Source organism: Parvibaculum lavamentivorans DS-1, assembly GCF_000017565.1.
GTDB classification, from domain to species: domain Bacteria; phylum Pseudomonadota; class Alphaproteobacteria; order Parvibaculales; family Parvibaculaceae; genus Parvibaculum; species Parvibaculum lavamentivorans.
Window position 1 is genome coordinate 3,897,072 of sequence record NC_009719.1, and the last position, 17,674, is coordinate 3,914,745.

A 17,674-nucleotide genomic window follows, 5' to 3' on the forward strand; every position below is an offset into this window, starting at 1 on the left:
CCGAAAGGCTCATGAGATGACTGCAATGAAAAAAGAAATCACCCCCGCCGACATTCTCCCCTACGAAACCTACGCGAAGGAGCGGAAAGAGCGCCGCACCGCGATCACCGCGCTGAAGAAGAACCGCCGCGTCGAAGTCGGGCCCCACGCCACTTTCTATTTCGAGAATTACGACACGATGTTCCAGCAGATCCAGGAAATGCTGCACATCGAAAAAGGCGGCGCAGAGCAGCTCGAGGATGAACTGCGCGCCTACAACCCGCTGATCCCGCAAGGCAGCGAACTCGTCGCCACCATCATGTTCGAGATCAATGACGAGGTCCGCCGCGACCGCTTCCTGCGCTCCATCACCTGGGTCGAAAAACATCTTTTCATCGATGTCGGCGGCGAGAAGGTTCCGGGCGAAGCCGAAACCGACGTCGAGCGCACGAAAGCCGACGGCAAGACGTCATCCGTCCACTTCGTCCATTTCCGCTTCACGCCCGGCCAGATCGCGAAATTCCGGGATCCCGCCACCCAGGTCCTCGCCGTCATCGCGCATGAGAACTACCACCACATGGCCGTCCTCCCGCCCGCGGTGAAAGAGGCGCTCGCGATGGACTTCGCCTGAAGCCTGTCAGCCCGCCGGATATTTCGCGCTGAGCCTCTCGGCCATTGCCGCGCGGCCGGTCGCGCGCAGCCGTTCGAGATAGGCGGGCAGCGCGCCGCGCACATGATAGGGCCCGCCCTCGGCCACCACATTCGCCAGCGGGTCGCGCCCCCGCGCCGCATCTTTCATCATGTCCTCGTGCCAGGCGGAGAGCAGGTGAAATCCGCGCGCCGCGATTTCGGGCTGCGCCTCCGCCAGGTTCCTCTCCTCATGCGGGTCGTCTTCGAGGTTGAACAGCATCGCCTCGTCATAGAGATGATAGCCGTCATGCATCGTCGAAATCAGGATCCACTTGTCGAAGCGTACGCCGCGCTGGCAGGTCCACGCGCCTTGCGAAACGATGAGGTGATCCCGGCCCTTGTCCTCGCCCGCCCTCAGGCTGCCCGCGAATGAAACGCCGTCCCAGCTCTCCGGCACCTTGCGGCCGAGAAGCTCGAGCAGCGTCGCCGTCACGTCGATCTGGTAGTGGAAGGCGGAAAGGGTCTTGCCGCCCTCAAGTCCCGGCCAGACGAGAACAAGCGGCACGCGGGTGGTGTGCTGGTCGACGGTCTGGTGGTCGCCATAGACATTGAGTTCCCCCAGCGTCTCGCCATGATCCGACGAAATCATGATCGCGACTTCCTCTTCGATGCCGAGTTCGCCCAGCAGCGCAACGATGCGCCCGACATATTCGTCGGCAACGAGAACGCCTGTGTCGTAGCCGTCGAACATCGCGCGCACCGCCGCCATGTCGGGAATCTGTTGCGGCTGGCGCGGAAAGGCCTGCGCCGCTTTCGGGTTCGGCGCAAAGCCCGAACATTCCTGCGCGCTGTGCGGTCCGCAGCCCTGCCAGTCCCGCGCCCGCTTCTCCTCGGTCAGCCAGCCGGGCAGCGGCGTCTCCGCGAAAGGCTCGCCATAGTCCGGCGCGGCGCGATAGGGCGTATGCGGGTCCCACATATGCACATGCAGAAACCAGTCGCCGTTCCGTCCATTCGCTTCCAGCCACCGCGATGCGATGGCGAACACTTCATCCGCCGTCTCCAGCCCGAACTTGCCGACATTGTAGGTTTCGTCGAAGCCCGCATGCCAGTGAAAGGCCGAATGGCGATGCGCGAAGGAACTGACGCTGACGGTTTTGAGCCCGGCGCGTTTCAGTTGCGCGGGAAAACTGTGCAGATGAAACTGCGACCAGAAGGCCCTGTCCGCGCCGCCGATCACGGGATCGGCATCGGCCCCGCCATGATTGACGACGCCATTGTGAATGCCGAAGCGGCCTGTCAGCAGCGCCGTCCGGCTCGGCAGGCAGGGCGTGTCGGAGGCGTGGACATTTTCGAAGCGCAGGCCCCGCGCCGCCAGCCGGTCGATATGCGGGCTCGTGTTGCGGTGATAGCCGTAACAGCCGAGATGGTCGGCGCGCAGCGTGTCGATGTCGATATAGATGAACTTCATCTCACTCGAACCGCTCGCCGGGATAGACGCCCCAGAGCGCGCTCTGCGCCACCCAGCCTTCCGCGCCGCCGGCCTCAAGGTGGCACCAGTTCCCCGTGCAGCTCGTCACCCGCGCCACAAGTCCCCGCTCCGCATAGGCCATCACCGCGGATTGCCGGTCCGGCTCCTTGTAAAGCGCCACCGGCCCGCCATCCGCCGCCTGCGCATCGACGATCGCGCTGCGCTCGCCCGCCAGCATCGTGTGCCAGATCCAGCCGCCATCGCCTTCATGGTCGCGGATGCGCCGCCAGTTGTTCGATTCCGCGATCACCTCCAGTGGCATGCCGGATTTCCGGTAAACCCAGTCGATGGGAAAATCCGTCCCCGGCCCCCGGCGCACATTGGCGCGGCCGGATTTGAGGCTCACATAGCGCGGCACCGGCAGCCCCGTCGCCGTCCCCGGCGTCCGCACAAGCGGCTCCCGCTCCTCCAGCGCCGCCGTCGCAATTCTGTCGCTCGCCTGTGCCATGCCTGTCAGGCAGCCAAGCGCGACGAGCAGCGCCCCGCCTGCGGCGAGCCCGCGCCCGGTTTTTTTACCTATGGTCCTTTTCCGCTCCGGCATCTATCCCGTCGTTTCCGTCTGCTGATGCCCCCATCCGCGCGACTCACCGGATTTTGCCAGAAAATGGGGCAAACAAACGGATAAAACCTGCTAATAAGAGCCATCGCAGCCGGAGCTTAGCCGGAGTACCTCATGACCGCCAAAAAACCGCTCGTCATCGTCACCCGCAAATTGCCTGCGCCCATCGAGGCGCGGATGGGCGAGCTGTTCGATGTCCGGCTGAACGGCGATGATCACCCCTTTTCCGCGGCCGAGCTTGCGGCTGCGATCCGCGAGGCCGATGTCCTGGTCCCCACCGTGACGGACCGGATAGATGCCCGCCTCCTCTCCCAGGCCGGCGAAAATCTCCGCCTCATCGCCCAGTTCGGCACCGGCGTCGACAATATCGACGTCGAGACGGCCCGCCGCCGCGGCATCACCGTCACCAACACGCCGGGCGTGCTGACGGAAGACACCGCCGACATGACCATGGGCCTGCTGCTGGCCGTGCCGCGCCGCCTCGCCGAAGGCTCCCGCTATCTCCGCGAGCATGAAGGCCAATGGCCCGGCTGGTCGCCCACCTGGATGCTCGGCCGCCGGCTCACCGGCAAGCGCCTCGGCATCATCGGCATGGGCCGCATCGGCCAGGCGGTGGCGCGCCGCGCCAAACCCTTCGGCCTCGAAATCCACTACCACAACAGAAAGCCCGCCAACGCCGTCATCGAGCAGGAGCTCGAAGCGCGTTTCTGGGAAAATCTCGACGACATGCTGCCCAAGGTCGATATCGTCTCGGTCAATTGCCCGCTGACGCCGCAGACCTTCCACCTGCTCGACACGCGCCGCCTGAAACTGCTGAAACCGGAAGCCTATATCGTCAACACCGCGCGCGGCGAAATCATCGACGAGAACGCGCTCATCCGCGCGCTGGAAGCCGGCGAGCTCGCCGGCGCCGGCCTCGACGTCTTCGAGCATGAGCCGACGGTGAACCCGCGCCTGCTGAAACTCCCCAACGTCGTCTCGCTCCCCCACATGGGCTCCGCCACCATCGAAGGCCGCGTCGAAATGGGCGGCAAGGTCATCGTCAACATCAAGACCTTCATGGACGGCCACCGCCCCCCCGACCGCGTCATCCCCGCGATCATGTAAGCGCTCGAATCTATTCCCTGTACTGACAAAAAACAGAAGTGTCATCCCGGCGAAAGCCGGGATCCATGGGCATTTCATGTTTTACAGGTGCAGTCGGTTCTTCGAGAAGAGTGCCGCAACGGCGGTCCCTCCCAAACGGCCAAATCGTCACATGGCTCAAGCCACCGCGTCGAGCCCCTTCCGCTCGATCAGGTTGAGCAGCTTCAGCGACGGCCCGGCGGGCTTCTTCGCGCCCTGCTCCCATGCCTTCACGGTTGCGGCGCTGACATTCAGATAAGCGGCGAACACCGGCTGACTGACCTTGTGCCGTTCCCTGAGAGATTTGATCTTTCGCGGAGACAGGTCGCGCACCGGCTCGAGGCAAAGCACATCGAAGCCGCTCATCGTCGTCTTGTCGATCAGGCCCCTCCGGAAAAGTCCCTCCGCCGTTTCGTGCGCGGCCTTGAGGGCGTCCGTACTCGGGCGGCGTCTAGCACTCATCGCAAACAACCTCCGTCAATTCTTTCTCGGCGCCGAGACGCGCCATGTCCTTTTCCGAAAACCCGTCGAAGATTTTCGCCAGTGCCAGATAGGCTTCCAGCTCTCGTGGCGAAAGGTTGCTCTGGGCGTTCTTCGGAAAGCCGTAAAGAAACACCATCCTCTCGCCGGCGCGAAACATGACGATGGTCCGGTATCCGCCGCTCTTGCCACCGCCGGTCCGCGCGATGCGCTTCTTGACCAGCAGGCCACCCAGCCGGGCATCGACCAGTCCGTCTCCGATCTCGCGAGCGGCCCGGCACAAATCCTCTTTCGCCAGCCGCTCCTTGCGGGCCCAGCGTGCAAAGGTCTTGGCCAGATAGATTTTCATGCGAAGCGGACTGTACTACTAAGTAGCATACATGTCCAGTGTCGCTCTCAGGCGTGCCCGCTCAAATCCGTGATCGTCGGGCTCTCCCCCGTCAGCGCGTTCTTCGGGTCCCATTTGAGCTTCACGGTGCGGAACCGTGTGTCGAGCGCGTCATAGATCAGCAGCTTCCCCGCAAGGCTCTCCCCCGCGCCGGTAATCTCCTTGATGACTTCGAGCGCCTGCAGCGACCCGACAACGCCCGTCAGCGCGCCAAGCACCCCCGCCTCCTCGCAGGTGGGGACAGAGCCGGGCGGCGGCGTCGCGCCCACGAAGTCGCGGTAATTCGGCTTCGGCTTGCCCTCGCCGTCGCGTTCGAAGGCGCGGAACGTCGCCACCTGTCCCTCGAACTGACCGACAGCGGCAGAGACCAGCGGCACCTTCGCGAAGTAGCAGGCATCGTTCACCAGAAACCGCGTCGCAAAATTATCGCAGCCATCCGCAACAATGTCGTATTGCGAAACGATCTCCAGCGCATTGGCGCCCGTCAGCCGCTCCTTGTGCTGAACGATCTTCACATCCGGGTTGATGCGTCGCGCCGCATCGCCCGCGCTCTCCGTCTTCGCCCGGCCGAGATCGCCCGTCCCATGCGCGATCTGCCGCTGCAAATTGGAAAGCGACACGGTGTCATTGTCGATGATGCCGATAGTGCCGGCGCCCGCTGCCGCGAGATACATGAGGCAAGGGCTCCCAAGCCCGCCCGCGCCGATGATGAGCACCCGCGCCTTCAGGAGTTTCTGCTGGCCGGGCCCGCCGATCTCCTTCAGCACGATGTGCCGCGCATAGCGTTCCAGTTGGTCGTCGCTGAGTTTCATGGGCCCAGTCTTACCACGTCCCCCTTCCCTCGGGGGAGGGCGATCTTCAAAGCGGCAGCAGCACCACGCTCTGGCATGACCGCCCGATCCGTCCATGAACGTCGAAAATCTCGGACTCCGTCATGCCGCGTCCGTCGCCATGCCACGAGCCGCGCTGCGCCACGCCGATCCATTCGTCGATTGGCACCCGCGACAGATGAAAGGAAAGATCGGCATTCGGCCAGCCGCTTGCGCTCGGCCGCGCGCCCGCATCCGTCACCGTGAAAAGCGTCGACACATCCGCCACCGCCATCGCATTCGAAAAAGGCGTCGGTACATCGTGGAACGGATGCTTCAGCCGAAACCACTTCGCCCGCGTTCCGTCTTCATGTGTCGTGTCGCGAATATCGACCAGATCGAGAAAGCCGTGATCCTTGCCCGAATTGTTGAAGCCCGGCGGCCGCTCCCATCGGGAAAAACCCTCCGGCTCGAACAGCACTTCGGTTGGCGCTCCCGGCAGCCCGTCTATGGTCACAGGCTTCTGGAAGCAGGCACTCGCCTTTGCCTGCAATTTTCCATCCGCCCATAGCTCGTTCTCGAACACGGCAATCCGTCCGCCCTCGCGCACCGCGCTCACCTTGCTCGAAATCCCCTCGCGCGGCAGCGGCCTCAGCAGATAGAGATTGGCCGAGACGAGCCCGCCAAGCCCGCGCGGCCCCGCCATCGCTTCCATCTCGCCCACGGCGAGCGCCGCCACCGCGCCGCCATGCATGCCGCCAAAGGGGCCTTGCGCTTCCGGCCGCGCGGCCCACACCTCGCCATCGCGCCGGAATACGGGGTTCAGCTCTCTCGTCGGTGCATTCATCGCTCAGGTCTCACTCACCAGATTTCACGATAGGGCCGGATCTCGACATTGAACGACCAGGCCGACTTGTCCTGATGCGCAACATGCCATGTCTCGTCGGCAATTGCCGAGGGCTTGATGAAGAAATCGTCGGGCGCATCCTTGTAGCGTTCCCGCGTCCACGGCACGTCGATCACAGCATCGATGGTGACATAGGCGACATGAACGCCCTTCGGCCCGAGATCGCGCGCCATGGCTTCCGCGAGAATGCGCTGCGCCGCCTTGGTCGGTGCGAAGCCGGCGAAGAAGGCCTTGCCGCGGTGGGCCGAGGTGTTGCCCGTTGCGATAATTGTGCCCTTGCCCGCTTCGATCATGGAGGGGGCCAGCGCGCGGGCGAAATGAAGAAGCGCCATCGTATTGACCTGAAAGTTCCCATTGAGGTCTTTCGGGTCGATTTCAAGGAAGCTGCCCCATGTGCCGCCCACCGCATTGTGAATGAAGACCTCGGGCGCACCCATGGTCTCCCTCACTTGCTTCACGGCCGCCGCGATCTCCTCTTCCTTCGACACATCGCAGACGAAAGCCTTCGCGTCCGGCAATTCCGCTTCCAGTGCCGCAAGCCGCTCCTTGTCGCGCGCGAGCATCGCGACGGCATAGCCGCCTGCCGCAAAGCGCCGTGCCAGCGCCGATCCGGTGCCGGGGCCAACACCGGTGATCATCGCAACGGGTTTTGCCATGGGTCATTCCTCTCGTTTAAGGGGCGTTCAGGCGGCTGCGGCTTCGCGCACAAAGTCGAGCCGGTCATTGCCGAAGAAAATTTCATCGCCGACGAAGAAGGTCGGCGTGCCGAAGACGCCTCGCTCCGCCGCCGCCTTCGTTTCGGTTTCCAGCCGTTCGTGGAATTCGGGCGTCTCCGCCGTTTCCCAAATGCCCTTGCCGGCGATCCCGGCATCGGCCAGCACGGCGTCGCGTCCTTCCGCCGTCACGATATCGCGCGGCGTCTTCCAGACCGCATTGAAAATCGCGTCATTGTAGGCCCCGGCAAGCCCGAGCTCCTGCGCCGCCATCGCGCCGCGTGTTAGCAGTTTCCCGTCGAGCTTGCCCGCCAGAAGCGCCGTCCAGAATTCCGCATTGGTCGCCATCGGAATGCCGAGCCGCTTCGCCCAGCGCGCCGCGTCCATCCCGGCATAGCGTCCCTTCGGTGGGCAGGCGGGCGAAGGTATGTTTCCAACGAGCTTCATCACGCTCAGAATATGCATCGGGCGGTAGACCACGGGCGCGCCAAGCGATTTCATCTGCTCATGCGCGAGATAGGTGTAGGGGCTCGGATAATCGAAATAAAACTCGACAGTCCTGGTCATGACGCATCCTCCGGTCAGGTGACAATCGCCTCTTCCACATCCCGCAAGCGGTCCTTGCCGAAATAGATTTCGCCATCGACAAAGAAGGTCGGAATGCCGAAGGCGCCGCGATTGACCGCATCTTCCGTGTTGGCGACGAGCTTTGCCTTCACATCCGGCTCCTGGATGCGCGCGAGAATATGCGCGCCGTCGATGCCGCCCGCGTCGAGCGTCGCCTTGATGATTTCCGGATCGTCCATCTTCAGCGACTGTTCCCACATCGCCGAGGCCACAACCTCGAAATATTTCGGCAGCGCGCCGTCCATCTCGGCCGCAATCGCACCGCGCATGATCTGCAATGTGTTGACCGGGAAATGCGCGTTGAACTTGAATTTCGTCAGCCCGTGCTTCTTGATGAAACGCTCTATCTCCAGCATTCCGTATTCGGGCTTGTTCTTGATGCCGGCTTCCGAAATCGCCGGCGACACGTTCCCCGTCGCCTTGAAGATGCCGCCCAGCAGCACCGGCACATACTGAAACCGCGCCCCCGTCCGCTGCTCGATGGCCGGCAACGCCTTGGCGGCCAGATAGGCATTCGGACTGCCGAAGTCGAAAAGGAATTCCACCTTCTTCGTCATGTTCGTTCCCTCTTTCGTGTTCAGAAAGTTTCCATCCAGGGCCTGAGGTCGAGCTCATGCGTCCAGGCGTCGCGCGGCTGCATGTGGAGCTGCCAATACATCTCGGCAATGTGGTCGGGATTCAAGATCCCGTCCTCTTCCTTCAGCTTGTAGCGTTCGGGAAATGTGTCGCGAATGAAGGCCGTGTCGATCGCGCCATCGATGATCGGATGCGCGACATGGATGCCCTTCGGCCCCAGCTCCCGCGCCATGCTCTGGGCGAGCGCGCGCAACGCGAATTTCGCGCCCGCAAAGGCGCTGAACCCGGAGCCGCCGCGAAGGCTTGCCGTCGCGCCGGTAAAGATGATCGTCCCCTTGCCCCTCGGTACCATGACGCGCGCCGCCTCGCGTCCGGTGAGGAAGCCGGAATAGGCCGCCATCTCCCAGACCTTGCGGTAAACCCGCTCCGTCATTTCGAGGATCGGGAAATTCACATTGGCGCCGATATTGAAGACCATCACCTCGACGGGCCCCACCTCGCGCTCCACCGTCGCGAAGAGGTCGGCGACCTCCTCCTCCTTCCGCGCGTCCGATCCGAAGCCGCGCGCCTCGCCGCCCTCGGATCTGATCTGGTCGAGGAGGGGGACAAGTTTTTCTTCCGAGCGCCTGGTCACGCAGGCGACATATCCCCCCTTCGCGAATCGTCTGGCGATGGCCCCGCCGGTCGCATCGCCGGCTCCGATCACGATTGCCGCTTTCCGCTCGCCCATGCACCCGCCTCCTCTGACTGTCCGGCGGCATCGAAAATCCGCTCATGACGGTTTTGTGACAGTTCGATGACAGTCACGTTAGTTCCGTTTTTGAACTTATAATGATAGAATGGGTTCCGAAACAGAACCTGTCAAGCTATGATGGGGAGATTTCGAGCCGGAAAAGGAGATTTCATGCGCTGGGAAGAGCTCGATCGCGAGCCTTGTTCGCTCGCCCGGACGCTCTCGGTCGTCGGCGACAGGTGGACGCTTCTCGTGCTGCGCGAATGCTTTCTGCGCGTCCGCCGCTTCGAGGAATTCGAGCAGCGCCTCGGCATCGCGCGTCATGTGCTGGCGGACCGTCTGAAGAAACTGAGCGATGCCGGCGTGCTCGAAAAAGTTCCGTATCAGGAGCGTCCGCGCCGCGAGGAATATCGCCTCACCGAAAAGGGACTGGCACTTTACCCTGCGCTGCAGGCACTTCTCGATTGGGGCGATGCTTATATGTCCGGCCCCGAAGGCGCGCCCATCATCCGCCGCCACAAATCATGCGGCCACGCGATGCATGCGGTCCAGATCTGTTCGGAATGCGGCGAGCCCTTCGGCGCCCGCGACATCACGGCGGAACTCGGCCCCGGCGCACAGGGCGAAAAGCTGCCCTCCGGCGTTGCATCGCCGAAGGGCAAATAGCTCAAAGTCCGTCGAACAGCGCCGTCGAAAGATAGCGTTCGGCAAAGGAAGGGATGATCGCGACGATCGTCTTGCCCTTCATCTCCGGCCGCGCGCCCACTTCAAGCGCCGCCGCAATCGCCGCACCCGAAGAAATGCCGCCGGCAATGCCTTCCATCCGCGCGGCCTTGCGCGAATATTCAAATGCCGTCTCGTTGCCGACAGTGATGATCTCGTCGATCAGCGACTTGTCGAGGTTGCCCGGCGCAAAGCCCGCGCCGATGCCTTGTATCATGTGCGGCCCCGGCTGCCCGCCTGAAAGCACGGGGCTGTCTTCCGGTTCGATGGCAATCATCTTCACGCTCGGCTTCTTCGCCTTCAGCACCGAGCCGACGCCGGTAAAGGTGCCTGCCGTGCCGATGCCGGAAATCACGACATCCACTTTGCCGTCCGTATCGTTCCAGATTTCTTCCGCCGTCGTCTTGCGGTGAATGTCCGGGTTCGCCGGATTGTCGAACTGTTGCGGCATCACTGAATTCGGATACTGCGCCAGCAGCTCTTCGGCGCGCGCGATGGCGCCCTTCATGCCTTTTTCCTTCGGCGTCAGTTCCAGCTCCGCGCCCAGCAGCGCCAGCATCTTCCGCCGCTCGATAGACATGCTCTCCGGCATGCAGAGAATGAGGCGATAGCCTTTCGCCGCGCACACAAAGGCAAGCGCGATCCCTGTGTTGCCGGATGTCGGCTCGATGATGACGGTATTGTCGGTGATCTTGCCCTGTTTCTCCAGCGCCTCGATCATCGCCACGCCGATGCGATCCTTCACGCTCGAAAGCGGATTGAAGAATTCGAGCTTCAGCAGAATATCGGCAACCACGCCCGCTTCCTTCGCCATGCGGTTGAGCCGCACCAGCGGCGTATCGCCAATCGTTTCGGTGATGCTGTTATAGACGCGTCCGCGACCGGGCTTCTTGCTGTCTGTCATGCTGGCCTCCCGGGCCTTTGGTGGCGCTCCCTCCATCATCGGTGGGAGCAGTCGAAATCAGATAATGAAATCGGCGGTCGGTTTCGAGGTGCCGACGCCGACTTCTTCCGCTTTCCGGCACATGTCTTCTATTGTGATGTTGTCGAGCTTCGCCATCAACTCGCGCTGCACTTCCTGCCACAAGGGCGCAATCACGCGCTCGCCGAGTTCGGAAGGGGCTGTCGCCGTCGGCTCGTCCGATGCTTCCATCGCGCCGACCACACGCACCACTTCTCCCACCGGAATGCGCCTGCGTTCGCGCGCCAGCGTGTAGCCGCCGCGCGGGCCCCGCACGCCTTTCAGAATGCCCGCATGCACCAGCTGCTGCATCACTTGTTCAAGATAGCGCTGCGGAATGCCCTGCCGCTTGGTGATCTCTTTCGATTGCACAGGGTCCGGCCGCGCATTGATCGCCACATCGACCACGGCTTCCAGCGCCAGCCAGGTTTTTTTGGAGAGCCTCAGCATGCCTTCATCGCCCCTTCGTTCCCGTCGATCCGAAACCGCCCGCCCCGCGCGCCGTCTCGTCCAGCGTTTCGACTTCCTCGAACCGTGCTTGTGTCACCGGCGACACCACCATCTGCGCGATGCGCGTGCCCCGCTCGATGGTGAAGGCATCGGCCCCGTGATTGATGAGGATCACCTTCACCTCGCCGCGATAATCGCAATCGACAGTGCCCGGTGAATTGAGAACCGTAACGCCGTTCTTCGCCGCCAGGCCCGAGCGCGGCCGCACCTGCGCCTCGAAGCCCTGCGGCAGCGCAATCGCAAGCCCCGTCGGCACCATCGCGCGCTCGCCCGGTGCCAGCACCATCGGCTCACCCTCGGGCAGCGCCGCTATGAGGTCCATTCCCGCCGCGCCGGATGTTTCATAGCGCGGCAGCGGCAATCCGTCGGAATGCGGCAGGCGCTGCACGCGCACGTCGATAAGAGGATTCATTCGGCAGCCTTTGCTGGAGAGAAATGATCGGCGATGCGCCGCACGAGACGTTCGGCCACGGCCTGTTTCGGCAGCAGCGGCCAGTCTTCCTTGCCGCTCGCGGTGATGAGATGCACGGTGTTGAGATCGCCGCCCATCACGCCGGTCGCGGGCGACACGTCGTTCGCGACGATCCAGTCGCAGCCCTTGCGTTGCCGTTTCGATGTCGCGTGCTCGATCACCTTTTCCGTTTCGGCGGCAAAGCCGACAACGAGGGCAGGGCGGTTCTTCTGCAAATGGGAAAGCGTCGCCAGAATGTCGGGGTTCTCGACCAGCATGATTGCCGGCGCCGCCTCGCCCGGCTGCTTCTTCAGCTTCTGCTCGGCATCTGTCGCCACCCGCCAGTCGGCAACCGCAGCCGCGCAAATCGCAATGTCGGCGGGGAGCGACGCCTCGCAGGCGCTCAGCATTTCGCGCGCCGTCTCCACGCGCTTCAAGGTCACGCCGGGCGGTGCGGGCAGGTTTGTCGGGCCGGAAACAAGTATCACTTCCGCGCCAAGCCGCGCGGCGGCCTGCGCGATCGCATAGCCCTGCTTGCCGGAAGAGCGATTGGCTAGATAGCGCACCGGGTCGATCGGCTCATGCGTCGGCCCCGATGTAATGAGAATGCGTTTGCCTTTCAGCGGTCCGCCGCCGGGATAGGCAAGCTCCGCGAAATGCGCTTCGATGGCCGCGAGAATTTCCGCCGGCTCCGCCATACGTCCGGGCCCGTATTCGCCGCAGGCCATGTCGCCTTCATTCGGTCCGACGAAATCGACGCCGTCCGCCAGCAGCGTTTCGAAGTTCCGCTGCGTCGCGCGATGTGTCCACATCCGCACATTCATCGCCGGCGCGATCAGCACTTTCTTGTCGGTGGCGAGAAGCGCGGTGCTCGCGAGATCGTTGGCGATGCCATTCGCCATCTTCGCCATCAGGTCGGCGGTTGCGGGCGCGACCACCAGCAGGTCCGCGTCGCGCGACAATTCGATGTGCCCCATCTCCGCTTCGTCGGTCAGGCTGAAGAGATCGGTATAGACCTTGTCGCCCGTCAGGCTCGACACCGAAAGCGGCGTCACAAATTCATGCGCCGCCTGCGTCATCACACCTCGCACGCTGGCGCCGCGCTCCTTGAGCCTGCGGATCAATTCCAGGCTCTTGTAGGCCGCGATGCCGCCGCCGATAATCAGCAGCACGCGCCTGCCGGTCAGGATGCTCTCGCTCAACTTGCTCTCCCGCCTCGATGTATTTCGTCGCGTACCATTCTGCCGCCTGTCATGTGAAAATATAAATATTCACGCGGACGATTTGTAGATCAAATCGTTCGACGCTGAAAGAAAGGAAATAAGGGTAAAAAACTCTTTATCTAGAAGAGCTTGGCAAGAAGCAGCGCGCCCGCCGCACCGATGGCCACCCAGAGCAGGGGCCGCAAATAACCTTGCCGCTCCCGCGCGCGGGCGATGGCGTCGGCGGAGGAGGGATGAATCCGCACCCCTTCCTCGTCCACATTTTCAGCCAGCAGCCGCGCCGTCCGCTCCGCCCGGTCCAGCACTTCGGGCAGGTTGCTCATCATTCGGCCAAGCTGCATCGCGCCCGCAGCCGCTTCCTCGATCCGCGTTTCCGGCGCCATCCGCTCGATCATCCAGGACTTCAGAACAGGCTCCGCACTTTCCCAGATGTTGTGATCGGGATCGAAATGCCGCGCCACGCCTTCCACCACAACCATCGTCTTCTGCAGCAACAGCAGTTCCGGCCGCGTCTTCATGTCGAATTGCTCGGTCACCTGGAAAAGCTGCGCCAGCAGCTTCCCCATCGATACGTCGCGCGAAGGCCGTCCGAAAATCGGCTCGGCGACAGCGCGCAGCGCCTGCGCAAAGGCATGAATACTTTTCGTGCGCGGCACATAGCCGGCTTCGAAGTGAATTTCGGCAACGCGCGCATAATCGCGGGTGACGATGCCGTAGAGAATCTCCGCGAGGAACCGCCGCTCGTTCGGCCCGATGCGGCCCATGATGCCGAAATCGACAGCGACAAGCCGTCCTTCCGCATCGACGAAGAGATTGCCCTGGTGCATATCCGCGTGAAAGAAACCGTCGCGCATGGCATGCATGAGAAAAGACTGGATCACCTGCGTGCCGAGGCGGCGCATGTCGTGGCCCGCCGCCACAAGCGCGGCACGGTCGGAAGCAGGTATGCCCTCGATCCATTCCATCGTCACGACATGCCGCGCGGTCCGCTCCCAGTCGATGAGAGGCACGCGGAAGCCAGGATCGTTGGCGGTATTCTCCGCCATCTCCGACATCGCCGCCGCTTCGAGGCGAAGATCCATCTCGATGGTCACGCTGTCTGCCAGTGTCTGCACGATTTCGACAGGCTTGAGCCGCCGTGCCGGCGCATAGCTGCGTTCGATCCGCTCCGCCACCCAGAAGAAGCTTTCTATGTCTTCCGCGAAGCGCGCTTCCACATCGGGCCGCAGCACCTTCACCGCGACGTCGCGCCCTTGCGGATGCGCGTCGTCTGGCGGCGTCTGTCCACGATGCACCTGCGCGATGGAGGCGGCGGCGATAGGTGTGCTCAACGAGCTGAACAAAATATCGACCGGCTTTCCGAGCCCTTCCTCGATGATCCGCCGCGCTTCCGCCATCGGAAAGGGCGGCAGCTTGTCCTGCAGCGAGCTGAGATCGGCGGCAAGCTCCGGTCCGATCACGTCAGGCCGCGTCGCGAGAAATTGTCCGAGCTTGATATAGGCAGGCCCGAGCGCGGCAAGCGCGGTTGCAAGCCTCTCGCCCGCATGCGCGCTCTTTTCCTCGAGCGGTTGTTCCCAGGGCAGCCGCAGCTTGGCAAGCGGCATCAGCGCCAGCAGAATGCCCGGCATTTCCTGCCGTAGTTCCAGCGGCACCAGCGCATCATGCCTGCCGAGCACGCGCGCCGCGCGTGTCAGCCTTGCGAGAGAGCGGAATGAGCGCAGCATGTCAGAGACGCCAGCCGGAATGGAGCGCGGCGACGCCGCCCGTCACATTGCGGTAGCTCACATTGCCGAAGCCCGCCTCGCCGATCATGCGCTTGAATGTTTCCTGGTCTGGAAAGCGGCGAATGCTTTCGACGAGATATTGGTAAGGCGCATCGTCGCCCGTCACCCATTTGCCCATGCGCGGTATCGCCGCGAATGAATAGGCCTCATAGATGTCGTCGATGCCCGGCACGGCGACGCGGCTGAATTCGAGACAGAGAAAACGCCCGCCCGGCTTCAGCACGCGATAGGCTTCCCGCAGCGCCTGGTCGACATGCGTCACATTGCGGATGCCGAACGCGATCGTATAGGCGTCGAAGGAATTGTCGGGAAAGGGCAGGTGCTCCGCATCGCCGCAGGCGAATTCAATGCGCCCCTCGAATGCCTTCGCTTCCGCGCGGCCTTGTCCGACGCCCAGCATGTGTTCGTTGATGTCGCAGACCGTCACCTGCGAGGCCACGCCCGCGCGCTCGAGAAACCGGAAGGCAATGTCGCCGGTCCCGCCCGCCACGTCGATCAGGTGGAACGGCCGTGCCCCGCGCGGCGGGTTCAGCCAGTCGATCATCGACTGCTTCCACGCCCGGTGCAGCCCGCCCGACATGAGATCGTTCATCAGGTCGTAGCGGCTCGCCACCTGCTCGAACACAGTGTGAACGAGCTTCGCCTTCTCCTCCTCGCGGACGGTGCGGAAACCGAAATGGGTCTCGCCGGACCCTTGCTTTTTTGCATCTGCGCTCATGCCGCGGACCATAGCGCGCCGCCGCAAGGGGCGCTACTTTCATCCCCCATCCTCAGGCGGAACCAGCATGCCGGAACTTCCAGAAGTCGAGACTGTGCGCCGCGGCCTCGCCCCCGCGCTTGAAGGCCGCCGCATCGTCCATGTGACGCAGCGCCGCCCCGATCTGCGGTTCCCACTGCCGGAACTTTTCGCGAAGCGGCTGACAGGACGCCGCGTGATCCGCCTGGAGCGCCGCGCGAAATACATTCTCGTCTATATGGAACCTGCAAAATCCGGCGGCGCGGAAGACGTGCTCATCATGCATCTCGGCATGTCCGGCCGCTTCACTGTGCATGGGCCAAGCGGCAGCTCCGCCCCCGGCCTCTTCCACCTCGGCATGCCGGGCGGCGAAACCCATGACCACATCGTTTTCGACATGGAGGACGGCACGCGCGTCGTCTATGCGGATCATCGCCGCTTCGGCTTCATGGATCTGGTCGCCGAGCCGGAACTCGCCTCGAGCCGCCACCTCGCCGCCCTCGGTCCCGAACCCCTCGGCAATGAATTCTCAGCCCTCGTCCTCGCCGAAAGGCTGAAGGGCCGCCGCGCACCCATCAAATCGGCACTGCTCGATCAGCGGACCGTCGCAGGCCTCGGCAATATCTACGTCTGCGAGGCCCTCTACCGCGCCGGCATCTCGCCCCTCCGCACCGCCGCCTCCATAGGCCCCGCCCGCGTCGAGCGCCTCACCGCCGCCATTCGCGCCGTCTTGCAGGACGCGATTGCGGCCGGTGGCTCCACCTTGCGCGACTATGCGGCGACCGATGGCGAACTCGGCTATTTCCAGCACGCCTTCGCCGTTTATGGCCGTGAAGGCGAAGCCTGTTCAAAGCCGGGCTGTGGCGGTACCGTGAGGCGCATCGTGCAATCGGCGCGATCGACATTCTATTGCCCCGCCTGCCAGCGATAGGGCGGGCGGCATGAATAGAGAAGGATGATGATGCTGAGCCGGGCCCGCTTGAAATTTTTTGCCTGCACCCTCGCAGCCGCGCTCGCCTGGTCGCCGCTCGTCCTCGCGGCCGATGGCTCGGGCTTTCTCGGCGCGGTGGAGGATATGCCGCTGATGGACGGGCTTGCCGAAACCGGCGATGGCGGCATCGTCTTCGACAAGCCGACGGGCCGCATCGTCCGCAGTGTCGCCGAGGGCGATGTCGCGCCTTCCGCCGTGCGCGCCTTCTATATCGAAACGCTGCCGCAGCTCGGCTGGACGCGTGCCGAGGAAATCGAACTCATCGGCGAGCTTCTGTTGTTCCGGCGCGACGGCGAGCGCCTCGACATCCAGATCGTGCCGGTGTCGCAAACGCATACGGAAGTCCGCTTCTCTATAGAACCCGAATAGGAATGGCGTCCCGGCGTGGCGAGACGCCCGCCGATTTCCGAACGCAATTCAGAATACATGCAAGGAGACACTCATGGCCTACCAGAACCTTCTGGTCGAAAAGAAAGGCGCGGTCGGCGTCATAACGCTCAATCGCCCGGACGCGCTCAACGCGCTCAACAAGGCCCTGATGGATGAAATGACCTTGGCGCTCGACGATTACGAAGCGGATGATGACATCCACTGCATCGTCATCACCGGCTCTGCAAAGGCTTTCGCCGCCGGCGCGGACATCAAGGAGATGCAGCCGAAATCCTATATGGATGTCTACAAGGAAGACTTCATCACCGCGAATTGGGAGCGCGCCACGCGCTGCCGCAAACCGGTCATTGCCGCCGTCGCGGGTTATGCGCTGGGAGGCGGCTGCGAGCTAGCCATGATGTGCGATTTCATCATCGCCGCCGACACGGCGAAATTCGGCCAGCCTGAAATCAAGCTCGGTGTCATGCCGGGCGCCGGCGGCAGCCAGCGTCTTACCCGCTTCGTCGGCAAGTCGAAGGCGATGGAAATGTGCCTCACCGGCCGCATGATGGACGCGGCGGAGGCGGAGCGGTCCGGTCTCGTCAGCCGCGTCGTGCCCGCGGGCGAGCTTATGGACGAGGTGCTGAAGGTCGCGCAGACCGTCGCGGACATGTCGCTTCCCATCGCCATGATGACGAAGGAAAGCGTCAACCGCGCTTACGAAACCACCCTTTCGGAGGGTGTTCGCTTCGAGCGCCGCCTGTTCCATTCCATGTTCGCGACCGAGGATCAGACCGAGGGCATGGCGGCCTTTGTCGAAAAGCGGCAGCCCCAGTTCCGTCACCGCTGAAAAACCCCGCCGGGCCGCGCTT

Annotated in this window: 22 protein-coding genes; 6 read left to right on the top strand and 16 right to left on the bottom strand. The window is 63.3% G+C overall.

What is annotated here, in order from left to right; genetic code table 11:
- Positions 1-25 precede the first annotated feature (25 nt).
- Complete coding sequence (locus PLAV_RS18465) at positions 26-610, top strand: DUF3501 family protein (RefSeq protein ID WP_342612906.1); 585 nt, start codon at positions 26-28, stop codon at positions 608-610.
- Positions 611-616: 6 nt separating this feature from the next.
- On the opposite strand, the gene PLAV_RS18470 is transcribed toward PLAV_RS18465, so the two are convergent.
- Positions 617-2,077 carry a sulfatase family protein gene (locus tag PLAV_RS18470; protein ID WP_012112500.1) on the bottom strand — a complete coding sequence of 487 codons (1,461 nt, stop codon included), beginning with the start codon at positions 2,075-2,077 and terminating at the stop codon, positions 617-619.
- 1 nt (position 2,078) lies between these two features.
- Positions 2,079-2,678, bottom strand: a complete 600-nt coding sequence (locus PLAV_RS18475; RefSeq protein WP_012112501.1) for an SH3 domain-containing protein — start codon at positions 2,676-2,678, stop codon at positions 2,079-2,081.
- Positions 2,679-2,810: 132 nt separating this feature from the next.
- Between PLAV_RS18475 and PLAV_RS18480 the strand changes: the two genes are divergently transcribed.
- Positions 2,811-3,803: a 2-hydroxyacid dehydrogenase gene (locus tag PLAV_RS18480; protein WP_012112502.1), complete on the top strand. Its 993-nt coding sequence runs from the start codon at positions 2,811-2,813 to the stop codon at positions 3,801-3,803.
- 156 nt (positions 3,804-3,959) lie between these two features.
- Here the strand turns inward: PLAV_RS18480 and PLAV_RS18485 are convergent, their stop codons facing one another.
- Genes PLAV_RS18485 through PLAV_RS18520 form a run of 8 tightly spaced genes read right to left on the bottom strand, consistent with a single transcriptional unit; the run spans position 3,960 to position 9,051 of the window.
- Positions 3,960-4,283: a helix-turn-helix domain-containing protein gene (locus PLAV_RS18485; RefSeq protein WP_012112503.1), complete on the bottom strand. Its 324-nt coding sequence runs from the start codon at positions 4,281-4,283 to the stop codon at positions 3,960-3,962.
- A complete protein-coding gene (locus PLAV_RS18490; protein ID WP_012112504.1) occupies positions 4,273-4,650 on the bottom strand; it encodes a type II toxin-antitoxin system RelE/ParE family toxin in 378 nt (125 codons plus the stop codon). The genes PLAV_RS18485 and PLAV_RS18490 overlap by 11 nt, the downstream gene beginning before the upstream one ends.
- 47 nt (positions 4,651-4,697) lie before the next feature.
- Positions 4,698-5,501: a HesA/MoeB/ThiF family protein gene (locus tag PLAV_RS18495; RefSeq protein WP_012112505.1), complete on the bottom strand. Its 804-nt coding sequence runs from the start codon at positions 5,499-5,501 to the stop codon at positions 4,698-4,700.
- A gap of 46 nt (positions 5,502-5,547) precedes the next feature.
- Positions 5,548-6,345 carry a thioesterase family protein gene (locus tag PLAV_RS18500; RefSeq protein WP_012112506.1) on the bottom strand — a complete coding sequence of 266 codons (798 nt, stop codon included), beginning with the start codon at positions 6,343-6,345 and terminating at the stop codon, positions 5,548-5,550.
- Positions 6,346-6,359: 14 nt separating this feature from the next.
- A complete protein-coding gene (locus tag PLAV_RS18505) occupies positions 6,360-7,061 on the bottom strand; it encodes an SDR family NAD(P)-dependent oxidoreductase (RefSeq protein WP_012112507.1) in 702 nt (233 codons plus the stop codon).
- A gap of 27 nt (positions 7,062-7,088) precedes the next feature.
- Positions 7,089-7,685, bottom strand: coding sequence for a 2-hydroxychromene-2-carboxylate isomerase (locus tag PLAV_RS18510; protein ID WP_012112508.1), 597 nt, complete (start codon positions 7,683-7,685; stop codon positions 7,089-7,091).
- A 14-nt stretch (positions 7,686-7,699) separates the two neighbouring features.
- Positions 7,700-8,302, bottom strand: a complete 603-nt coding sequence (locus PLAV_RS18515; protein WP_012112509.1) for a 2-hydroxychromene-2-carboxylate isomerase — start codon at positions 8,300-8,302, stop codon at positions 7,700-7,702.
- A gap of 20 nt (positions 8,303-8,322) precedes the next feature.
- Entirely contained in the window at positions 8,323-9,051 is a 729-nt protein-coding gene (locus PLAV_RS18520) for an SDR family oxidoreductase (RefSeq protein ID WP_012112510.1), read from the bottom strand.
- 174 nt (positions 9,052-9,225) lie between these two features.
- Between PLAV_RS18520 and PLAV_RS18525 the strand changes: the two genes are divergently transcribed.
- Complete coding sequence (locus PLAV_RS18525; RefSeq protein WP_012112511.1) at positions 9,226-9,720, top strand: winged helix-turn-helix transcriptional regulator; 495 nt, start codon at positions 9,226-9,228, stop codon at positions 9,718-9,720.
- Position 9,721: 1 nt separating this feature from the next.
- Here the strand turns inward: PLAV_RS18525 and cysK are convergent, their stop codons facing one another.
- From cysK to ubiE, 6 genes are all read right to left on the bottom strand, one after another.
- Positions 9,722-10,681 carry a cysteine synthase A gene (gene cysK, locus PLAV_RS18530; RefSeq protein WP_012112512.1) on the bottom strand — a complete coding sequence of 320 codons (960 nt, stop codon included), beginning with the start codon at positions 10,679-10,681 and terminating at the stop codon, positions 9,722-9,724.
- Positions 10,682-10,738: 57 nt separating this feature from the next.
- A complete protein-coding gene (locus PLAV_RS18535; RefSeq protein WP_012112513.1) occupies positions 10,739-11,188 on the bottom strand; it encodes an RrF2 family transcriptional regulator in 450 nt (149 codons plus the stop codon).
- Between the two features lie 4 nt (positions 11,189-11,192).
- The gene (gene dut / locus PLAV_RS18540) at positions 11,193-11,660 is read right to left on the bottom strand and encodes a dUTP diphosphatase (protein WP_012112514.1); all 468 of its coding nucleotides are present in this window, start codon (positions 11,658-11,660) and stop codon (positions 11,193-11,195) included.
- Positions 11,657-12,901 carry a bifunctional phosphopantothenoylcysteine decarboxylase/phosphopantothenate--cysteine ligase CoaBC gene (gene coaBC, locus PLAV_RS18545; RefSeq protein ID WP_012112515.1) on the bottom strand — a complete coding sequence of 415 codons (1,245 nt, stop codon included), beginning with the start codon at positions 12,899-12,901 and terminating at the stop codon, positions 11,657-11,659. The genes dut and coaBC overlap by 4 nt, the downstream gene beginning before the upstream one ends.
- Positions 12,902-13,041: 140 nt before the next feature.
- Positions 13,042-14,646, bottom strand: coding sequence for a 2-polyprenylphenol 6-hydroxylase (gene ubiB / locus PLAV_RS18550; protein ID WP_012112516.1), 1,605 nt, complete (start codon positions 14,644-14,646; stop codon positions 13,042-13,044).
- A gap of 1 nt (position 14,647) precedes the next feature.
- On the bottom strand, positions 14,648-15,424 hold the full coding sequence (gene ubiE, locus PLAV_RS18555; RefSeq protein ID WP_193343227.1) for a bifunctional demethylmenaquinone methyltransferase/2-methoxy-6-polyprenyl-1,4-benzoquinol methylase UbiE: 777 nt from the start codon (positions 15,422-15,424) through the stop codon (positions 14,648-14,650).
- Positions 15,425-15,491: 67 nt separating this feature from the next.
- Here ubiE and mutM point away from each other — a divergent pair, with 67 nt between their 5' ends.
- The 3 genes from mutM (at position 15,492) to PLAV_RS18570 (ending at position 17,652) form a co-directional block, all read left to right on the top strand.
- Entirely contained in the window at positions 15,492-16,373 is an 882-nt protein-coding gene (gene mutM / locus PLAV_RS18560) for a bifunctional DNA-formamidopyrimidine glycosylase/DNA-(apurinic or apyrimidinic site) lyase (protein WP_012112518.1), read from the top strand.
- Positions 16,374-16,397: 24 nt separating this feature from the next.
- The gene (locus tag PLAV_RS18565; protein ID WP_143710254.1) at positions 16,398-16,802 is read left to right on the top strand and encodes a hypothetical protein; all 405 of its coding nucleotides are present in this window, start codon (positions 16,398-16,400) and stop codon (positions 16,800-16,802) included.
- 73 nt (positions 16,803-16,875) lie between these two features.
- Positions 16,876-17,652 (top strand): enoyl-CoA hydratase, encoded by a 777-nt coding sequence (locus PLAV_RS18570; protein ID WP_012112520.1) that lies wholly within the window; start codon positions 16,876-16,878, stop codon positions 17,650-17,652.
- Positions 17,653-17,674: the final 22 nt, after the last annotated feature.